The sequence below is a fragment of the Bradyrhizobium sp. CCGB01 genome (assembly GCF_024199795.1).
In the GTDB taxonomy this organism is placed as follows: Bacteria; Pseudomonadota; Alphaproteobacteria; order Rhizobiales; family Xanthobacteraceae; genus Bradyrhizobium.
Genome location: NZ_JANADK010000001.1, coordinates 6,656,483 through 6,674,588 on the forward strand (window position 1 = coordinate 6,656,483; position 18,106 = coordinate 6,674,588).

Below are 18,106 nucleotides of genomic sequence, written 5' to 3' on the forward strand. Positions count from 1 at the left end.
CCGATGACCAGCCGCACCAACATTGCCTGTCTCGGGGCCGGCCGCATGGGGCGCGGCATCGCCGTCGCGTTCGCCTACGCCGGGCATACGGTCGCGATGATCGACATCAAGGCGCGTTCCGCAGAGGACTTCGCGAAGCTGGAAGGGGAAGCGCTCGGCGAAGTCAGGACAACCTTTGCGAGCCTGTCGAAGCTGGGGCTGCTGACCGAGGCAGATGTTGATCCCCTCATCGCGCGGGTCTCGGTGGTGCCGGCCAGCCAAAGCGGTGCGACACTGGCCCGAGCCGGAATGGTCTTCGAGGGCGTTCCCGAAGTCGTCGAGCTCAAGCGCGAGGTGCTGGAAGCGGCTTCAAAGCAAGTCGGCCCCGATACGATCATCGCATCGACGACCTCCACAATTCTCGTCGACGATCTCTCCGACGTGATCGTGAACCCTCGCCGCTTCCTCAACGTGCACTGGCTCAACCCGGCCTATCTGATCCCGCTGGTCGAGGTTTCACCCGGCAAAGCCACCGACCCCGCCATCATCGACGAGGTGAAGGCCCTGCTTGAAGGCATCGGCAAGGTGCCGGTGGTCTGCGCGGCGACGCCAGGGTTCATCGTCCCGCGTATCCAGGCACTGGCGATGAACGAGGCCGCACGCATGGTCGAGGAAGGTGTTGCCAGCGCCGAGGAGATCGACAAGGCGATCCGCTACGGCTTCGGCTTCCGCTACGCCGTGCTCGGGCTGCTCGAGTTCATCGACTGGGGTGGCGGCGACATCTTGTACTACGCCAGCCGATATCTCGAAGGCGCACTTGGCAGCGACCGCTATCGCGCGCCGGACGTCATTTCCCGCAATATGCACGAGGGCCGGATCGGCCTGCGCACTGGCGCAGGCTTCCTCGATTATTCAGGCATGGACGTCGACGCCTATCGCGCAAAGCGGCTTCAGGCCATGGTCGACCTGCTCCGGCACTTCGACCTGGCTCGCCCGCCTGTGCTCGATCGCAACTAGCCAAAGACGTCCTGAAGCACGCCTTCCCGCACCACCGCCACGCCATCGAGCTCGATGGTCGTTCCCATCATCGGCAAATCAAAATGGCCCGCCGTATAGCGGCCCGCGAATTCGTTCGCGCCGGTCGAGAACAGGAAATTGCCGGAGACAGCACGGATCTCCGTGCCGTTGGTGTCACGCTGGTCGTACATTGACAGCGCTTCGTAGCGCGCGCCCGGGTTCATGCCGAAACCGACATGTGAGACCGCATAGGCCTCGCGATCGCCCCAAGCGGCGAGATAGGCGCGCATCATCGCGGCATCCGTGCCCTCGCCGTCCAGCTCGACGACGTAATCGTCCTTCAAGGTCATCTTCACCGGCGACGTCAGGTAGCGCTTGAAGGTCAGGTTGATGTCACCAGGCGCCATTACGAGCGTGCCGTTGATCGTCCCGCTCTTGGGGAAGCTGACGACGATGCCGCCCGGCCAGTGCGCCAGCGTGCCCGGCTTGTCGGTCCATCCCCAGACGCCGACCGTAGACGCACCGACCATATCCACGTCGAGCGCGGTGCCCGCCTTCGAGGTAACCCGCATCCGCTTGGTTCCACGCAGCATCTTGGCGGCTGCGCGGACACGCTTCTCCAGCGCGGGATCCGGCACCATGCGCTCCAGCGCCTCGGGATGTTCGTTGGAGATCACCAGGATCCGCGCGCCGGCTTTCAGGATCTCGGGCGTCTCCACGGCGTGCATCAGGCCCTCAATGGTGCAGTCCACGACAAAACCGGCCTGCTGAAGGGCGGTGATGACCGGGCCAAGCCTTTGGATCGCCTCGCTCGCTCCTGTCGAGCGAACCGGCACGATATTCCGGTTACGCGGCGTCGGCATCACAACATGAAACGGCCTCGCACCTATCCGCAACAGCGCGAGCTCCGCCAGATGCACGTTCAACGCGCGCGATTGGGTTTCCGAGAGGATCGCCGCGGTATCGCCAGCCTTGACGGCGCAGCGCTCAAAGATCTCGCAAAATGCGTCGATCCATTTTGCCTCGATGCGGTCAGCCAGCATGGTTCACTCCCGGTCTTCTAGTTTCTTGTCCAGTCAGATCACGCTTCAGGAAATCCCCGCAAGAGATACGATCGCACGGCGCCCAACAAGCCATTCAGGATCAACCCGAGCAGCGAGATCGTGATCAGCGGCACGAACATGTCAACCGCCTGAAACGTTCGCGCAGCCGTGACGAGCATATGGCCAAGTCCGTCCGTCGACGTGATCATCTCGGCCAGAAACACCACGATGCAGGAAATGACAAGCCCGATCCGGCAACCGGTCAGGATCGAGGGCATTGCCGCCGGCAACACCACCTTGAACAGGATTTCATAGCGCGGCGTTCCCGCCGCCATGGCCGACCAGATCAGCTTCTGCTCGACGGTCGATGCGCCGTAGTAGGTGGACAGCAGAATGGGAAAGAGAGCGTCCGCCGCCACCAGCGTGATCTTCGACCCATGACCGAAACCGAGCAACAGCAGAAGTGCCGGATAGAGCGCGACCTTGGGCAACGGCGCCAACACCCGGACGATCGGTCGAACCACCGCGTTGATCGCCGGATTGGCCGCAGCGGCGATGCCGATGCTCACGCCGAGCACGACCGCGATCGCAAAACCGGCAAACAGCCGGATCAGGGTCGCCGCGATCTCCTGCTGGAACGTCCACGTCACAAGCTGCTGGAGCAGCCGGCTGAAGACATATCCCGGCGGCGGCAGCAAGACCGCAGGCGCGAAGCCGAATGATACGAGGCCTTGCCACAGCGCGATCACCAGCACGATCGGCGCGAGCCCGAGGAAGACGTTTACCGAGAGAAGGCGCGATGTCATGAGAAGCTCAGCGGCATGTCGAACTGAGGCTCGGACCAGCGCACCAGCCGCGCGCGGACCCGTTCGAAGATCGCATCCAGGCAAATTCCCATCGCGCCAACGATGATGATCATCGCGAAGACCGTGTCGTACTGCCCCATGTCGAGCGCATTAAAGAGGATGTTGCCTGCGCCGGACTGGCGGGCGATCATCTCGCTGGTGATCATCGTGATCAGCGCGAGCACGAGTCCTGTACGGCACCCGGTCAGGATCTCCGGCAGCGCCGCCGGCAGCACGATCCGCACCAGCCTTTGCACCGGCGAAAGCCCCATGGCCGCCCCCGACCACAGCATCTTCTCTTCGACCGCCTTGGCACCCTCGAAGCTATGATAGATCACAGGCAAGCTGACGCCGAGGAAGATCACCAGCGTCTTCGTAATATCGCCGACGCCCAGCCACAGCATGATGATCGGCATCAGTGCCGCCTTCGGCACCGGGTAGATTACCATCAGGAGCGGATTGAAGAAGGCTGCGACCGCTCGGCTGCGTCCCATCAAGAGACCGAGCGGAATCGACACCAGCACGGCGATGCCGAATCCGATCGCCATGCGGCGGAGCGAGGCGAGAATGTTGATCAGGGACTCCTTGTCGCCAAGGATATCGGGGATCGCACGGATCGCCTCGATCGCCGTCGGGAAACTATCGTTCTTCAACGCCAGCGAACTGACCTGCCACGCCACCAGCAATCCGATGCAGGCGAGCACCGGGGCAGCGCGTCTCATCACGACGGCCAATGAAATCATGGGGTAGACCCGGGTTGGTCGCTCTCGTCGAACATGCGCTCGATGTCGACGACGTATTTCTGATAGCGCGGGTCGAGCAACAACTCGTTGCGGCGGCGTGGCCGCGGAAGGTTGATGTCGATCACCTGCCGGATACGGCCGGGCGATTTCGACATCATCACCACCTTGTCCGACAGAAAGACGGCCTCGTCGACCGAGTGGGTCACGAACAGCACCGTCTTACGGTCGCGCTCCCAGATATTCAGGAGATCGTTCTGCAGACGCGTCCGGGTGTGAGCATCGAGCGCACCGAACGGCTCGTCCATCAGCAGGACCTCGGGATGGTAGGCGAGCGTGCGAGCCAGAGCGACGCGCTGCTTCATGCCGCCGGACAGTTCCTTCGGATAGAAATTCTCATAGCCCTTGAGGCCGACCATCTCGATCAGAGCCCGGCTTTGCGCTTCTGCATCGGTGGCGCGCACACCCTGCTGGCGCGGACCGTACATGACGTTGCCCAGCACAGTCTTCCACGGAAACAGCGCGAACTCCTGAAACACCGGACCGCGGTCCGGCCCGGGCCCCGTGATCGCCTGCCCCTTGATCTTTGCCGCGCCGCTGGTCGGGCTGACGAAACCGCCGACGATGTAGAGCAGCGTAGACTTGCCGCAGCCAGACGGACCGAGGATGGAAACGAAGGCTCCCTCGTCGATCGTCAGCGAGATGTCCGACAGCGCCAAATGATCCTTCCGCGCCGAGGTCTGAAAAACCTGCGAGACGCGGTCGATCTCGATGATCGCAGAAGCCGGCTTTGGTGACGTCACCGGTTTCACCCATTCGCTCGATCTCGAAGGCGCTACCTTCATCTTGTCTCTCGCCTCACCCGCACGCCCCTCGCGCAACCGATCAGCTGATCGTTCTCTTTCAGCAGCGCGAGCTTAGCAAGAAACTTGCCAGACTACCGGCTGTTTCCGCGCGGACGCGGCGCGTCATTCGAACCAGGGCCATTCTGCAGGCCCCTCATGTGTGACCGCTCCTCCGGGCGCCTGGCCAACCAGCCGCGCATATTTTGCGAGCGCACCTGCGCGGTGACGCGGCGGCCGTTGCTTCCAGTCGCGACGCCGCGCGGCGAGTTCCCGCTCATCGACCAGCATATCCATCCGCCGGTTTGCGGCATCAATCCGGATCCTGTCGCCGTCGCGAACGAGCGCCAGCGGACCGCCGACAAACGCTTCCGGAGACACATAGCCGATGCACATGCCGCGGGTCGCGCCGGAGAACCGTCCATCGGTGATGAGAGCCACCTTCTCGCCCATACCCTGGCCATAGATCAGCGCAGTGACGCCGAGCATCTCGCGCATGCCGGGGCCGCCGACCGGTCCTTCATTGCGGATCACCAGCACCTCGCCCGCTTTGTAACTGCGGTCGCGAACCGCCGCGACACAGGCTTCCTCATCTTCGAAAACGCGCGCCACGCCCTCGAAAAATTGGTTCTTCAAACCCGCGACCTTGATCACCGCACCGTCCGGGCAGAGATTGCCCTTCAACACAGCCACACCACCGTCGGGCATGATTGGCGCGCGGGCCGGGTAAACGACTTCTCCATCGGGAGGGTTGGCCGCGCCATATTCTTCAGCGAGCGTGCGTCCGGTGACGGACAAGCAGCTCCCATCGATGTGACCGCTCTGGATCAGCTCGCGGATCACTACGGCGGCACCGCCAATATCGTAGACGTCCTTTGCAGTGTACTTGCCGCCCGGTCGCAAGTTTCCGATCAACGGCGTCCTTGCAAAAACCTCGCCGACGTCATCGATCGTGAACGCGATCCCCGCCTCATTCGCGATCGCCGGCAGATGCAGCGCCGCGTTGGTCGAACCGCCCGTCGCAGCGACAATGGCCGCACCGTTCTCAAGGGATTTCCGCGTCACGATGTCGCGCGGCAGCGGCCTCCCTCGTTCCAGCATCTCCATGATCAGCCGCCCCGCGCGCCGCGATATCTGCGCGCGCTCGGCATAGACACCGGGCACCATCGAGACGTTCGGAATGGTCAGGCCCATCGCCTCCGAAACCATGCCCATCGTGTTCGCGGTAAACTGGCCGGCGCAGGCGCCAATGGTGGGCAGGCAGGCGCGCTCGATCCGCTCAAGTGTGGCGCCGTCGATCTCTCCGGTCATGAAGCTGCCGACAGCTTCATAGGAGTCGAGCACCGTGAGGGTTCGTCCGTCTACTCGGCCCGGCAGCGAGCTGCCGCCGTAGATGAAAATGGATGGTACGTTGCAACGAACCATGCCCATCATCACACCGGGAAGCGTCTTGTCGCATCCGCCGTAACCGATCAGCGCGTCATAGGCGAGACCATGGACGACGGCTTCGATCGAATCGGCAATCAGCTCACGCGAAAAGAGAGAAAACTTCATTCCCTCGTGATTCATGCTGATGCCGTCGGAGACTGACACGGTCGAAAATTCGCGTGGCGTGCCGCCAGCCTCCTCGATTCCCGTCTTGGCTGCGGCCACCTGGAAGTCGTGGGTCATGTTGCAGGGCGTCTGCTCGCCCTTCATGCTGACGACGCCCACCATCGGCTTGGCAATCGCAGCGTCATCGAGCCCCATTGCGCGCATGAAAGCGCGGTGCGGAGCCCGGTCAAGGCCGTCTGTCGTGACTCGTGATCGCAACTTCTTCATAAGTGCATCTTCTTAATACAGCGTCCCGGATGATCCGGGGCGCTGCGATCTTCCTTGTTCGAATGTTTGTCCGGCCGCCTATTCCAGCGGCGCGACGATCGTCGGATGCTTGAATTGCGCAGCATCCAGCTTCGGCAGCATCCCCGTCTCCGCGTAGATGTCGAGCATCTTCTGGATCGCCGGGAAGTTCGGTGCTGCGCCGGGGTCGCGACCGAAATCGTTGTCTTTGAGCAGATAGGTCTCGAGCACCGGAATAGGCGCCTTGAGGACTTCATTCACGACCTTTAGCGTCTCTTCACGGTTCGCCAGTGCCTTCTTCATGCCTAACGTGATATCGCGGACATAGGCCTTGACGACCTCCGGGTTCTTGTCGACGAAATCGGCACGGCACGCTTCCAGGATGTGCACGATGTTCGGCATGGCCTGCGACAGGGAGAACAATTTGCGGGTGCCGCCCTTTGCCTCCGCCCGCGCGGCAAACGGCTGATTCATGTTGACCGCGTCGACGCGGCCCTGGCGCAACGCATCTTCAGAGACGGCAAAGCCAACCTCGACCAGCTTGATATCCTTTGCCGGATCGACGCCGTTCTGCTTCAGGAGCAGGTTGAACGGGCCTTGCGTGCCGCCGCCGATCACGGAAATGCCGACCGTCTTGCCCTTGAGATCCGCAATCGTCTTGATCGGCGAGTCATCCATCACCGCCCAATAGACCGAAAAACCGCCGGGCTTCTCGAAGACGTGCTGCGCCACGATGTAGGCCTTGAGATTGCCGCCGACCACGCCGTTCGCGAGCGACAGCGGCGCTTGCGTCGCGCAATCGAGAGCGCCGGCCGCCAATGCCTGCGTCATCGGCGCGGTGCCCTGAAACTGGGTCCATTCGATGTTGTAGGCCTTGCCGATATTGGGAAACTCGGCCGGCCTGCGCATCATCCAGTACTTGGATTCCTCGGCCGGGATCGTCCAGCCGACGCGGATGGTCTGCTGCGCCCATGACGGGCCTGCACCCGCGGTCATAGCCGCGGTCGCCCCCAAAGCCAGGATCCACTTCGAAACGGTTCGCATCGTGCCCACTCCGCTGCTCCGGCGCTGACTGGCGCCCACTCAACCCGACCGCCGCAAATGTTTCATGGTTCAAACAATCAGGCAAGCCATGCGAGCCCGGCGGTTTCGCGGTTCGACCCACGATGTATGGTAAGGCCGCGTTGCGCTGCGACAGAAGGAGGCAACCTATGGCTGATGCGAGCAAGACAAACCCGCAAGGCGTTGAGCGGCTAGGTTATCTCGGCCTCGGGCTAATGGGAACGCCGATGACCCGGCGTCTTCTCAAGGCCGGTCATCAAGTCGCGGTCTGGAATCGTTCGCAGGGTAAGGTCGCCCCGCTCGTCGCAGCCGGCGCCAAGCCCGCAGCCACGCCTCGTGACCTTTTGGCAAACGCGGATATCGTGTTCATGTGCGTGACGGATGCCGCCGCCGTCGAAGGGGTGATCTTCGGGCCCGAGGGTCTTGCAGCGGCTCCCAGCGCAGGCAAGCTCGTCGTCGACTTCTCGTCGATCCATCCCGACGCCACGCGCGATCTTGCAGCGCGGCTGAAAGACGCGAATGGCGCGGGTTGGATTGATGCCCCGGTGTCCGGCGGCACCAAGGGCGCAGAAGAAGGCACGCTAGCGATCATGGCTGGTGGCGAAGCTGCTGACATCGAGCGGGCACGACCCTATGTGCTGCCTATGGCGCGCAGGTTCACGCACATGGGCCCTACCGGTGCTGGTCAAACCACAAAACTCTGCAACCAGGTGATCGTCGGATGCGCGATGGCCGTGCTTGCGGAAGCAACGCGCCTTGCCGCCAATGCAGGAATTGACGCAGGCCGGCTGCCCGAAGCGCTCGCCGGCGGCTTTGCGGATTCGATCCCGCTTCAGCTGTTCGTGCCGCGCATGGTCCAGGGCATCCACTCGCCGCCGCTCGGTCACATCGCGACAATGCTCAAGGATCTCGACACGGTCGCCGATGTCGCCCAGGCGACGTCAACGCCGGTGCCGATGGCGACCCTCGCGGGCCAGATATTCAGGCTGGCGAAGGCTGCACGCGGCGCGGACGCGGACGCTTTGGAAATCTACAAGCTCTCGGCCACAGACCGCCAAGCCGACAAGCGCCCCTGAATCGCCTTAAGGCGACTTCTTGCGTTCGTCGTCAACCAGGAACCGGCCATACGTCCCACGCGCAAACAGCAGTGGCTCCCCGGTATTGTAGGCATAGGCCTCGACCGCGCCGAGAAAGATCACGTGATCGCCGCCATAATAGCGATTGACGGATCGGCATTGAAAGTTGGCGACATTCTCGGTGAGCACCGGCGCATCGCCGAGACCCGGTGTCCAGTCGATTCCGGCGAACTTATCCTCGGACGATTTTGCAAACTTGTTCGCAAGCCCCTGCTGTGAAGTCCCGAGTATGTGAACGGCGAAATGGCTGGCGTTCTGAAACACGGTCAGGCTTGAGGAATAGATTCCGAGGCTCCAGAGGACCAAAGGAGGGTTCAGGGAGACCGATGCAAACGAATTGCAGGTGATGCCATAGGGCTTTCCGTCAGGAGCCATGGCGGTGATGATCGTTACGCCCGTCCCATATGTACCGAGCGCATTGCGAAAATCGCGGGGATCGATCGGCGAGCTGTCGCTCGCGAGCTCATTGGCTGGATCGGGAGCGGCCGGCTGCTTCGGCAGATCATTCATCGACCGGCCTCACAGCGTGAGATTCTCGGACGGCAGGCCAAGTGCCACGCGCCCATAATTGGTTCCGGCCGCATCGAAATTGAATGCCAGATGCGAGTTGATCGCATGCGCATCGCGGAATTGCCGCTGCAGCACGCCCGTCGTGAACAAGCCGCGGGCGCCGCTCGCGGCGAACAACATCGACACAGCTTCGGTGCACAGATTGACAGAGAAAGCCCCGTCGCGCCGATACCTGGTCTTGCTGGCCATGTTGGGAATATGACCGCGCCGCGCGTCGTCCATGGCATTGATGCAGGCTGAACGCATGATCAGGCGCGCGGCATCGACCTTGGCCGAAGCCTCCGCGATCTTGATCTGGGTGCTTTGAAAGTCGCTGAGCTTGGCTCGGTTGTAGGTCGATATGCGATGACGTGCGACTTCCGCATAGTCGTCGAGGCACGCTTGCGCATTTCCGAGCGCAACGCCGGACAGGACGTAGGGAAACAGCGAAAACACAGGTAGTGTATATGACGGATTGGGATTGACTCTGCTTCCAGGCGTCGGGCCGCCGGCAAGATCGCCGACGGCGACCGTCATGTAGTCGGGCACAAAGGCATCCTTGACTTCGACGTCGCAGGAGCCGGTACCGCGCAGTCCCGCGACATTCCAGGTGTCGAGCACGTTGTAGTCGGCTTTCGGCAGCAGAAAGATCCGGTACTCGATGCCGTCTGCTTCGTCGTCAGAATAGACCACGCTTGCCAGCATGTTCCATTCGCAGGAGGCAACGCCCGAGGAAAACGGCCAGCTCCCGTGCAACCTGTAACCGCCCTCCACCCTCGTGGCGCGCCCCGCCGGAAAAATGAACGAAGACGCAATCAGTGCGTCGGCATTACGGCCCCAGACCAGATCCTGCGCCTTCTGCTCGAACATGCCGAGCATCCAGTGATGGCTCGCCAGATTGGCAAGATTCCAGGCGACCGACGCGTCCGCCTGCCCAAGCAGATCGGCGCAGTCGATGAGCGCGACATAGTCAAGTTCGGCGCCGCCGATGCGCTTTGGTTGAAGCATACGGAACAGACCCGCGTCGTGCATATCCTGTTCGGTTTCCGGCGGAAGCTGTCGCAGTTCCTCGGTCCGCGCCGCGCGCTCTCGCAGCCGCGGCGCGAGCGCCCGGGCCTTCGCGATCATTGCTGCATAGGCACGTTCGCCGGCCTCCGGCCCAGTGGGCTGGTCCATGCTCGGCTCTTGACCAGGCGCCATTCGTGTCCCTCGCTTCGACATAGTTATGCGGCGGGAACTTCGTCAAATCAAGCCGAGGCTAGGTCAACGGGAGGCAGTCGCCCAGGCTCTTGGTCGCTGGAAATGATGCGAGGTCGCGAACGCCGGCATCGAAGGAATTCCCAGAAGTCAGGCGATGCCTCGTCCCATGAACCAACCAGGTTCAAGCCGACGCCGAAGGCTTCCCGGATCCAAAGACACCCTTTTGCGTGAATTCCGAGATCCGACGCTCGTCGTAACCAAGCGTATCACGCAGGACGTCCTCGGTATGCTCACCTAACAGGGGGGCGGCAACGGGATCGACCGGGCCGGTCAGGCTCATTGTAATCGGCGGCTCGATGTTGGGGATCCATTCCGCCGTAGGATGTGGAATCTGGCTCAAGCGATGGCGCTCCCGAGCCTCGGGTGCATTGAACCCCTCTTCAACGGTCCGGAGATAGCCGACAGGGATATTCGCCAGCTTCATCTTTGCCATCCAGTTTTCGAGGGTATCGCTCGCGAAAACCTCTGCGATGGCTGCCCGCAGAAGCTCCTTGTTTTCGGAGCGCGCTTTGCGCGACGCGAACTGCGGATCGGTGATCAGATCAGGCCGGTTCAGCACCTCGACCACCAGCCGGCGGTAGAGCCGGTCGTTCGCGCAGGCCATGTAAAGCGGCCCATCGGAGGCTTCATAGACGCCGACGGTGGGGGACCCGCTCGGCGAATTTCCGAACCGGCCGGGGTTCTCACCGTTGATCAGATAGGCCATGCCGTAGAACCCGGTCATGCCCATGGCGACGTCGAACAGGGCGACCTCGACATGCTGCCCGCGACCGAGCCGATCGCGCGCCAACAGCGCCAGCAAGATGGCATTGCAGGCGGACATCCCCGTCGCCATGTCCACGATCGGTGGGCCCGTTCGAACCGCCGGCCCATCGGCAAACCCGTTGAGCGACATGAAGCCGCTTTCCGCCTGTGTGATGGGATCGAAGCCTGGGCGCGAGGCGAACGGTCCGGTGCGTCCGTAAGCCGAAATCGAGCAATAGACGAGCCGCGGATTGAGCGGCGCCACCGCCTCATAATCGAGGCCGAACTTCTTCATGACTCCGCTTGAAAAATTCTCCACGACCACATCAGCCTTGCGGATCAGATCCAGCGCGATCTGGCGGGCCTCCGGCACGGCGAGGTCGAGCGCAATACCGCGCTTGTTGCGGTTCAGGCTCAGATAAGCGGCGCTTTCGCCGCCGATTTCGGCGTGCTCATAGGCACGCGTATCGTCGCCGCCGTCCGGATTCTCGATCTTGATGACGCGTGCGCCAAAATCGGCGAGCGTCTGAGTGCAGGCCGGCCCCGCCACCACGCGCGTGAAATCGACGACCAGAAGACCATCGAGCGCGGTAGGCGCGCCCGTCGTCCGCGACGAACGTTCCGGCAAGTGAGGCTTGGTGGGCATCGACGGCGCTCCCTTACATCGGCTTATGGTCGCCGAATTTCCTGCAAGAGCAAACTTAAAGCCCGGCGCCGCCGACTTCGCAAGTGCTTCAGCAGCATCGCTTCAATACGCAAAAGGGGCCCGGCAGCCGTCAAGCTGCCGGGCCCTCGGACATCCCGGGTGCACAAGGTCGCGCTATGTCTCACGTAGGCCATTCTACGTGGAGAAGAACACGTTCCACACCACGGGAAACCTGCCCATTTCCCTCAGCGAAGCCACTTTCGCCAATAAAGCGTATGCGCCCAGGCCCAAGGCACATCAGGTTCGTAGAGCCGATAGCCCGCCTGAATGAAATTATTGGCAGATTTCGTTCCCGACCCACTGCACGACCCAGATCGTGAAGGCATCCGCCGCGGCGCCCGCGCCACCGATGTCGATGAAGGCGCGGAGCGGCAAGAGCGGATCTGCAGCAACCTTCCCGATCCGCCCCTGCGCGCGTGCCTCTGACAGCAGCGCGGCGAAATAGGCGCCCTCGAAGGCACGCGCATACTCACCCTCCCAGATGTGATCGTAGCGCTCCGGATAGAGTTTCTGGTCGAGCAACCGCTCCTCCTCGAGCACCTCCGGAAACCAGGGATTGTCGCGCCAGTTCGCCTTGACGGTCACCGCCCCGTCGGGACGGCGCCCGCGCAAAAAATCGTCGATCGCATCGCTCTTGCGGCGCGGATTCCAGCTCGCCCAGAGCTCGGAATCCTTGGCGCGGATCGTCGGCCGCAGCAGCGCAAGGCTGCGCGCGCTCAACGATTGTGCCTCGTCGATCCAGGCGATGCGAAATCCTTCCAAGGACTTGATCGAGTCCGCCGTGTGATCCTGCAGCCCGCGGAAAATGATCAAGCCGTCCCCGGGCGTCTCGATCTTGTCGCTGAACAGCTTGAAGCCGTGACCGAGGCCAAGGCTCGCGATCTTGCCCTCGATCAATCGCTTCGAGGATTGCGCCAGCGTCCGCTGCGCCTCTCGGATGCAGACCGCGAGCGTGCCGCGCTCGGCCTGGCAGGTTTCGACCAGCAGCTCGCCGAAGAAATGCGATTTGCCCGAGCCACGTCCACCGTAAACGCCTTTGTAGCGCGCAGGCTTCAGCAGCGGCTCGAAGATCTTGGCGGTTGGAATTTTCAGGGTCGACAATAGATACGCTCGCTTGCCCTAGGGCAGGCCGATACGCCTGCGGTCACGCCATACGTTCAGCCAGCGATCGCTTCGGCCGACACGCCGTACCTTGCCGCCGCAGCAGCGATCTGAGACGTCATCCCTCCATGAGGGAAGCCACTATCGCCTTTAATGGCGCGCCTATAGCCGGCAACGGGCGGCCAGCAACTGGCAGAACAATTTATCGAGACGAAAAACCCGCGGCCAATTGCTCGGCGCGGGCTGAACCAACTAAATTTCGATGATGCCATTCTGCCAGTGTTTTGCCCGACGTGTCAAACGGCAGATCCGGCCGACTTCCAGATCGAGTCTCTTCCGCAGCTCAGGCGTCACGCCCAGGGTCACTGCCCGAGCTTCCCGGATGAACGATGATGCGCTCGATCCGGTGAATCAATTCCAGCGCGCCGTCCTCGCCGTTCTCGATCGGCTGCGTAGCCTTGCCCCAGCCGCGGTCGAGGATCGCGTTGGCGGCCGAGACGCGGGCCGCCGGCGTCGCGTCATCGCTGCGCATGATGCCGACGAGGACGCGGACGGCTGTCCTGGTGTGGCTGCGCGCGAGCGAACGAATCTCGGTCAGCGTCCGCGCTCGGGATGTCTTCCGCGCTGCGGGCAGGCGGACCGGCTCGTTCTCGACCTCGCCTTCGATTTCCTCGCTCACGAAAATGTCTCCCACAGCACGATTGCGATCAGGCCCGCAATCGCGAGCGATATCAGATAGGCGGTCATCGTCTCTCCACGACAAAGAAAATGCGCGGCAGATCGCGTAACGAAGCGCGATCGTTTCGGGCGCGAACCCTATCTCCGTGAAGCCCGGAGACCGCAGCGGCGCGAGCGACTGGCCCAGCGCCGCGAGGCCGGCACGTTCGCGCGTGCACGGCCAGCAATGGTTCGGACGGCGGCACGCCGATCGGCGCTCTCTGAACGCGTATCAAGCGAGTGCGTGGCCGTGTTGCGTGGGCCACCGTCCGATTCTGGAATCGAAACGAAAAAACCCGCGGCGGATGTTTTCCGCGCGGGTGAACAAACTCGTTTCGATGATGTCATTATGCCGGTGTTTTGCCCGACGTGTCAAAACCTGTGTTGAAATGAAAAAGCCCGCCGCAGATTGCTCCGCGCGGGCCGAACCAAACGTCTTTCGATGATGCCATTCTGCCAGTGTTTTGCCCGACGTGTCAAACTCCGTCGTTCGACCACGCCGTGCGGGGAACTTACGCAAAGAGCCGCGCGTTTATTCCTGCGGTCAAAGGAACGTTCGTGCGATGAGCCATACTGTACTCGTTGTTGACGACGATCCCCTTGTTCTCGACGTCATCGTGGGCATGCTGGAAGATCTCGGCTACGAGGTGATAAGCGTCCAAAGCGGGCCGGAAGCGCTCGATCGGCTCAGGCAGAACGAGAACATCTCCATCCTCATCACGGACATCAATATGCCGGGCATGGATGGTCACGAACTGGCCGAACTGGCGAGGCGGCTACGCCCGGAGTTGAAGATCCTGCAATTGTCGGGTCGCGAACCCCGGCGCGGGGGCCTGCCAATGATCAGGAAGCCGTTTTCGTTCGAGGAACTCGCCGAAGCCATGCGGCGAACCACCGGCGGTCATTGAACGTCGGATGCCAAAAAGAAAACCCGCGGCGGGCTCCCGCGCGGGCTGAACCAAACTCATGTCGATGATGCCATTCTGCCGGTGTTTTGCCCGACGTGTCAACGCGGGGAACGCGGAAGAACGATCCCTTCCTCCCAGCTTGATATGTGGTGTGCAAGGGGCTTGCTTCAAGTCCCCCGCCCGGCCGTAGAACCCCCGACCCAAAGACCAAAGCAGCAACTCGAGGGGATCCACATGCCTGTATTGCTTCCGACGTCCCGGCCGCGCGGCCACACCAAACGCGCCGGCGCCAGTCGCGCAAGGCACCATGCCGTGGTGATCGCCGGCGGCGGCCCGACCGGGCTGATGCTGGCCGCGGAGCTCGCGCTCGCAAATGTCGACGTCGCCGTGGTCGAGCGGCGCGCGGATCAGGAGCTTGTCGGCACGCGGGCCGGCGGATTGCACGCGCGCACCATCGAGATCCTGGATCAGCGCGGCGTCGCGGAGCGCTTCCTGCGCGAAGGGCAAGTCACCCAGCTCGCAGGCTTCGCCTGGACCAGGCTCGACATCGGCGATCTCCCCACCCGGCACGCTTACGGCCTCGCGCTGCGACAGAGCCACATCGAGCGCATCCTGGCCGGCTGGGTCGCGGAGCTCGCGGTGCCGGTCTATCGAAACTCCGAGGTGACGGGCTTCGTTCAGGACGCGACCGGCGTCGACGTTACGCTCTCCGGCGGCGCGGCATTGCGCGCAAGCTATCTCGTCGGCTGCGACGGCGGCCGCAGCCTGGTGCGCAAGACGGCCGGCATCGATTTCGTCGGCTCCGATCCGACGCTCAGCAATCTCATGGCCGAAGTCGAGTTGCGCGACGAGCCGGCATGGGGCCTCCGCCACGACAAGCTCGGCTTTCACGGCCTCAGCAAGACGGAGAGCGGACGCGTGCTGGTCGTCGTGACGGAAGCGACGCTCGGCCGCACCGGCGAACCCGGCCTGCGCGATCTCGGCGATGCGCTCGTCGCCGTGTACGGCACCGACTTCGGACTCCAAAATCCCGCCTGGATCTCCCGCTTCACCGATGCGGCGCGGCAGGCCGTGTCCTATCGCCGGGAGCGGGTGCTGCTCGCCGGCGATGCCGCGCATATCCATCACTCCGTCGGCGGGCAAGGCCTCAACACCGGGGTGCAGGACGCCGTCAATCTCGGCTGGAAGCTGGCGCAGGTGGTGAAGGGCATTTCGCCCGACAGCCTGCTCGACAGCTACCACGCCGAACGTCATCCCGTTGCCGCGCGCGTCCTGCGCAACACCATGGCGCAGATCGCCCTGCTCCGCCGCAGCGACGACGGCCTCAAGGCCGCGCGCGAGGTGGTGTCCGACCTGCTCGCCATGGACGAGCCGCGCAAACGTTTTGGCGCGATGATGAGCGGGCTCGACATTCACTACAATCTCGGCAAAGGACACGAACTGCTCGGACGCCGCATGCCCGATCTCGATCTGGTGGTCGAAGGCCGTCCCACGCGGCTGTTCACGCTGCTGCACGGCGCGCGAGCCGCGCTGCTCAATCTCGGTGAGGGCGGCGATTTGAACATCGCACCCTGGGCGGACCGCGTCAGACTCATCCGCGCGGCTTGCGACGAAGGATGGGAGCTTCCGGTCATCGGACAGGTCGCCGCCCCCGAAGCCGTGCTGGTGCGGCCAGATGGGCACGTCGCATGGGTCGGAGATCATAGACACCTCGGACTAGCGGAGGCACTTACCATTTGGTTCGGACCGGCTGCTGCGGAGTAACGCACACGCAATTCAAGCGACGTCGCCAATCTTGAGCGGCGTAAAGACAACTGGCGTTCACTACGGCCGAAGGAGAGGTCCTATCCAGCGCGAAAACCACTCCTCGGCATCGTTGCGCGGATTGCCCGGATCATCCACTCCGAAGATCGGAGGCGGAATGAGGTAGCTCGGTTCATCCGCAAACACTCCGATCGGCTTGCTCGCCTGCTGCTGCGGGCCCTCGCCAATCGGCGCGCTCCAGCTGCCAAACCGATCGTTGAATTCTGCGGGAGGCAGATATGGGATTGGCGTACTTCCCGACGCAAACACGCTACCCGCGTTCGACCCGTTCACACGGGTCAGGCGCCGAACTTCTTCGGGCGATCGCACCCACAGCACGCGGTTCGCTCACTGTCGATGGCCGATCGGGCGTGATACCGTTCGGCGTTACACTCCAGCGGCCAAAGCGATCATCAAAGGTGCCAGCGCTTGTCGGGCCTTGATCAAACGAGTTGCCGGCGGCTTGCGATGCAGCGGGGCCAGACCCGAGTGGACGGTCCTCGTTGCCAGTACTCGACATGTCACCATTCGGACTGAACGGACCGTAAGGAGACGCCTCTGTGGCAGAGGTTGCGGTCGCTCTGTCACCAGCAGGCTCTGCACGAGCCGCCGTTGCCCCCGCCAGTCCAAGAGCCGCTATTGGCGCCATAATCGGCAACAATGGAAGCAATGCAGGTGTAGCCATTGCCGCCGCGAATATCGCCATGCCCCGCAGAACCGCTGCACCGTCAGCCGGGTCATGAGGCATGTCGTAGGGATCCGGCCCCAGCATGGGCGATCCATCGGTGAACCTCAGCGGATCACCGGTCTCGCGGTGGAATTGCAGGACTTGCGGTGTCGGCGGCATGGCTGTGCTGGGAGGCAATCGACCAAGCCGCTGCTCGTCCGGACTTGGCATTGGAAATGCTGGCGAACCGCCCGAGAAGCGTGGGTCACTCCGCGTGAACCCTTCCTTCTCGTTTAGATCGGAGTGAGCGGGTGGAGAGAAGCCTCGCAAGCGAGTATCAACTTGAGAGGGAGTAAGTCCCGGGAGGCCAGGAACAGGGCCGACGGCGGTGGATTGCAGCGAAATTGGCGAGCCTTCCGGGAAGCGCTTTAAGACTTCGATCCTCTCTGCCATGCTGAGACCGCTGGTCGGGTACAGAAGCGGAAAATGCAAGGCCGCATCCCGTCGACCGGCATTGTGCAACTGATCGACCGTTTCCTGCATCTGCCGGATCTGCTCTGCATTGTCCGCGGCATACTTCCGCCAGGTTGAGAACCATTTGCGGTTCTCGGCATTTGCCTCCTCAGGCGTCATTCCCTCGGGTGTATTGGCAAACAGATGGCCGTTCGCCTGGGCGTACTTGGCAGCGGCTACGAGCGCGTTCACGTCGGAAGCTATCTCGTCAAGCGCACGTGCATCGCCCGTGCTAGCCGCCGCGAACCCTGGAGACGACTTGACCTGCTTTAGATACTCGCAAAATCCCTCATAGTACTTTCCGAGATGTCCCCCGGTATGCGGACTCGAACTAAATTCCGTTGCCAGCCGCTGCCTGGACGGCAACTTAATCAGATTTCGGATCGCATCATGATTGAACCGTTCCCCCAAGAGACGGATGACCGGATGGCTTGCAAATTTCTGCGGAAAAACGTGATGATCTTGGAACATGCGACTGCTGCTTTCTGGCGCCGGCCAGCATCCGAGCTGCTGGTGATCGCAGCCGGCGGGTCTGATCTGAAATGCTTGGTGGATGGCCGGCAGCGAAGGCCGGCCTCTTTGCGTGCGCTGGATATCCATGCGGCCCGCCGCGCCCGGCATCGCCGCTCAGCACA

The 18,106-nt window shown here is 62.7% G+C and carries 16 protein-coding genes; 4 read left to right on the forward strand and 12 right to left on the reverse strand.

Going from position 1 to position 18,106, the window contains the following annotated elements; genetic code table 11:
• The first annotated feature begins 3 nt into the window (after positions 1-3).
• Entirely contained in the window at positions 4-996 is a 993-nt protein-coding gene (locus tag NLM25_RS31105; protein ID WP_254139544.1) for a 3-hydroxybutyryl-CoA dehydrogenase, read from the forward strand.
• Here NLM25_RS31105 and NLM25_RS31110 read toward each other — a convergent pair.
• The 6 genes from NLM25_RS31110 to NLM25_RS31135 form a co-directional block, all read right to left on the reverse strand.
• Entirely contained in the window at positions 993-2,039 is a 1,047-nt protein-coding gene (locus tag NLM25_RS31110) for a peptidase M29 (RefSeq protein WP_254139545.1), read from the reverse strand. The genes NLM25_RS31105 and NLM25_RS31110 overlap by 4 nt on opposite strands.
• A gap of 38 nt (positions 2,040-2,077) precedes the next feature.
• Positions 2,078-2,845 (reverse strand): ABC transporter permease, encoded by a 768-nt coding sequence (locus tag NLM25_RS31115; protein WP_254139546.1) that lies wholly within the window; start codon positions 2,843-2,845, stop codon positions 2,078-2,080.
• Positions 2,842-3,627 (reverse strand): ABC transporter permease, encoded by a 786-nt coding sequence (locus tag NLM25_RS31120; protein ID WP_254139547.1) that lies wholly within the window; start codon positions 3,625-3,627, stop codon positions 2,842-2,844. The genes NLM25_RS31115 and NLM25_RS31120 overlap by 4 nt, the downstream gene beginning before the upstream one ends.
• Positions 3,624-4,469 carry an ABC transporter ATP-binding protein gene (locus tag NLM25_RS31125; protein WP_254139548.1) on the reverse strand — a complete coding sequence of 282 codons (846 nt, stop codon included), beginning with the start codon at positions 4,467-4,469 and terminating at the stop codon, positions 3,624-3,626. Before NLM25_RS31125 ends, NLM25_RS31120 begins: the two co-directional genes overlap by 4 nt.
• Positions 4,470-4,592: 123 nt before the next feature.
• Positions 4,593-6,287 (reverse strand): dihydroxy-acid dehydratase, encoded by a 1,695-nt coding sequence (gene ilvD / locus NLM25_RS31130; RefSeq protein ID WP_254139549.1) that lies wholly within the window; start codon positions 6,285-6,287, stop codon positions 4,593-4,595.
• Between the two features lie 78 nt (positions 6,288-6,365).
• On the reverse strand, positions 6,366-7,349 hold the full coding sequence (locus NLM25_RS31135; protein ID WP_254139550.1) for an ABC transporter substrate-binding protein: 984 nt from the start codon (positions 7,347-7,349) through the stop codon (positions 6,366-6,368).
• A gap of 167 nt (positions 7,350-7,516) precedes the next feature.
• Between NLM25_RS31135 and NLM25_RS31140 the strand changes: the two genes are divergently transcribed.
• On the forward strand, positions 7,517-8,443 hold the full coding sequence (locus NLM25_RS31140) for an NAD(P)-dependent oxidoreductase (RefSeq protein WP_254139551.1): 927 nt from the start codon (positions 7,517-7,519) through the stop codon (positions 8,441-8,443).
• 6 nt (positions 8,444-8,449) lie between these two features.
• Here the strand turns inward: NLM25_RS31140 and NLM25_RS31145 are convergent, their stop codons facing one another.
• The 5 genes from NLM25_RS31145 to NLM25_RS31170 form a co-directional block, all read right to left on the reverse strand.
• Positions 8,450-9,013 carry a flavin reductase family protein gene (locus NLM25_RS31145; RefSeq protein ID WP_254139552.1) on the reverse strand — a complete coding sequence of 188 codons (564 nt, stop codon included), beginning with the start codon at positions 9,011-9,013 and terminating at the stop codon, positions 8,450-8,452.
• A gap of 9 nt (positions 9,014-9,022) precedes the next feature.
• Positions 9,023-10,252 (reverse strand): acyl-CoA dehydrogenase family protein, encoded by a 1,230-nt coding sequence (locus NLM25_RS31150; RefSeq protein ID WP_305887438.1) that lies wholly within the window; start codon positions 10,250-10,252, stop codon positions 9,023-9,025.
• 181 nt (positions 10,253-10,433) lie between these two features.
• A complete protein-coding gene (locus tag NLM25_RS31155; protein ID WP_254139553.1) occupies positions 10,434-11,702 on the reverse strand; it encodes a CaiB/BaiF CoA-transferase family protein in 1,269 nt (422 codons plus the stop codon).
• Positions 11,703-12,035: 333 nt separating this feature from the next.
• Positions 12,036-12,863 carry a PBSX family phage terminase large subunit gene (locus tag NLM25_RS31165; RefSeq protein ID WP_254121517.1) on the reverse strand — a complete coding sequence of 276 codons (828 nt, stop codon included), beginning with the start codon at positions 12,861-12,863 and terminating at the stop codon, positions 12,036-12,038.
• Between the two features lie 343 nt (positions 12,864-13,206).
• Positions 13,207-13,542, reverse strand: a complete 336-nt coding sequence (locus tag NLM25_RS31170) for a hypothetical protein (RefSeq protein WP_254121518.1) — start codon at positions 13,540-13,542, stop codon at positions 13,207-13,209.
• A gap of 601 nt (positions 13,543-14,143) precedes the next feature.
• Here NLM25_RS31170 and NLM25_RS31175 point away from each other — a divergent pair.
• Together NLM25_RS31175 and NLM25_RS31180 are read left to right on the forward strand one after the other, a co-directional pair.
• On the forward strand, positions 14,144-14,488 hold the full coding sequence (locus tag NLM25_RS31175) for a response regulator (RefSeq protein ID WP_254139554.1): 345 nt from the start codon (positions 14,144-14,146) through the stop codon (positions 14,486-14,488).
• A gap of 234 nt (positions 14,489-14,722) precedes the next feature.
• The gene (locus NLM25_RS31180) at positions 14,723-16,252 is read left to right on the forward strand and encodes an FAD-dependent monooxygenase (RefSeq protein ID WP_254139555.1); all 1,530 of its coding nucleotides are present in this window, start codon (positions 14,723-14,725) and stop codon (positions 16,250-16,252) included.
• 310 nt (positions 16,253-16,562) lie between these two features.
• Here NLM25_RS31180 and NLM25_RS31185 read toward each other — a convergent pair whose 3' ends face one another.
• Positions 16,563-18,071 (reverse strand): hypothetical protein, encoded by a 1,509-nt coding sequence (locus tag NLM25_RS31185; protein ID WP_254139556.1) that lies wholly within the window; start codon positions 18,069-18,071, stop codon positions 16,563-16,565.
• Between the last annotated feature and the right edge of the window lie 35 nt (positions 18,072-18,106).

Coding starts and splice junctions, on each gene's coding strand:
- NLM25_RS31105 (WP_254139544.1), top strand. CDS start 4: ATGACCAGCCGCACCAACATTGCCTGTCTCGGGGCCGGCCGCATGGGG.
- NLM25_RS31110 (WP_254139545.1), bottom strand. CDS start 2,039: ATGCTGGCTGACCGCATCGAGGCAAAATGGATCGACGCATTTTGCGAG.
- NLM25_RS31115 (WP_254139546.1), bottom strand. CDS start 2,845: ATGACATCGCGCCTTCTCTCGGTAAACGTCTTCCTCGGGCTCGCGCCG.
- NLM25_RS31120 (WP_254139547.1), bottom strand. CDS start 3,627: ATGATTTCATTGGCCGTCGTGATGAGACGCGCTGCCCCGGTGCTCGCC.
- NLM25_RS31125 (WP_254139548.1), bottom strand. CDS start 4,469: ATGAAGGTAGCGCCTTCGAGATCGAGCGAATGGGTGAAACCGGTGACG.
- ilvD (WP_254139549.1), bottom strand. CDS start 6,287: ATGAAGAAGTTGCGATCACGAGTCACGACAGACGGCCTTGACCGGGCT.
- NLM25_RS31135 (WP_254139550.1), bottom strand. CDS start 7,349: ATGCGAACCGTTTCGAAGTGGATCCTGGCTTTGGGGGCGACCGCGGCT.
- NLM25_RS31140 (WP_254139551.1), top strand. CDS start 7,517: ATGGCTGATGCGAGCAAGACAAACCCGCAAGGCGTTGAGCGGCTAGGT.
- NLM25_RS31145 (WP_254139552.1), bottom strand. CDS start 9,013: ATGAATGATCTGCCGAAGCAGCCGGCCGCTCCCGATCCAGCCAATGAG.
- NLM25_RS31150 (WP_305887438.1), bottom strand. CDS start 10,252: ATGGCGCCTGGTCAAGAGCCGAGCATGGACCAGCCCACTGGGCCGGAG.
- NLM25_RS31155 (WP_254139553.1), bottom strand. CDS start 11,702: ATGCCCACCAAGCCTCACTTGCCGGAACGTTCGTCGCGGACGACGGGC.
- NLM25_RS31175 (WP_254139554.1), top strand. CDS start 14,144: ATGAGCCATACTGTACTCGTTGTTGACGACGATCCCCTTGTTCTCGAC.
- NLM25_RS31180 (WP_254139555.1), top strand. CDS start 14,723: ATGCCTGTATTGCTTCCGACGTCCCGGCCGCGCGGCCACACCAAACGC.
- NLM25_RS31185 (WP_254139556.1), bottom strand. CDS start 18,071: ATGGATATCCAGCGCACGCAAAGAGGCCGGCCTTCGCTGCCGGCCATC.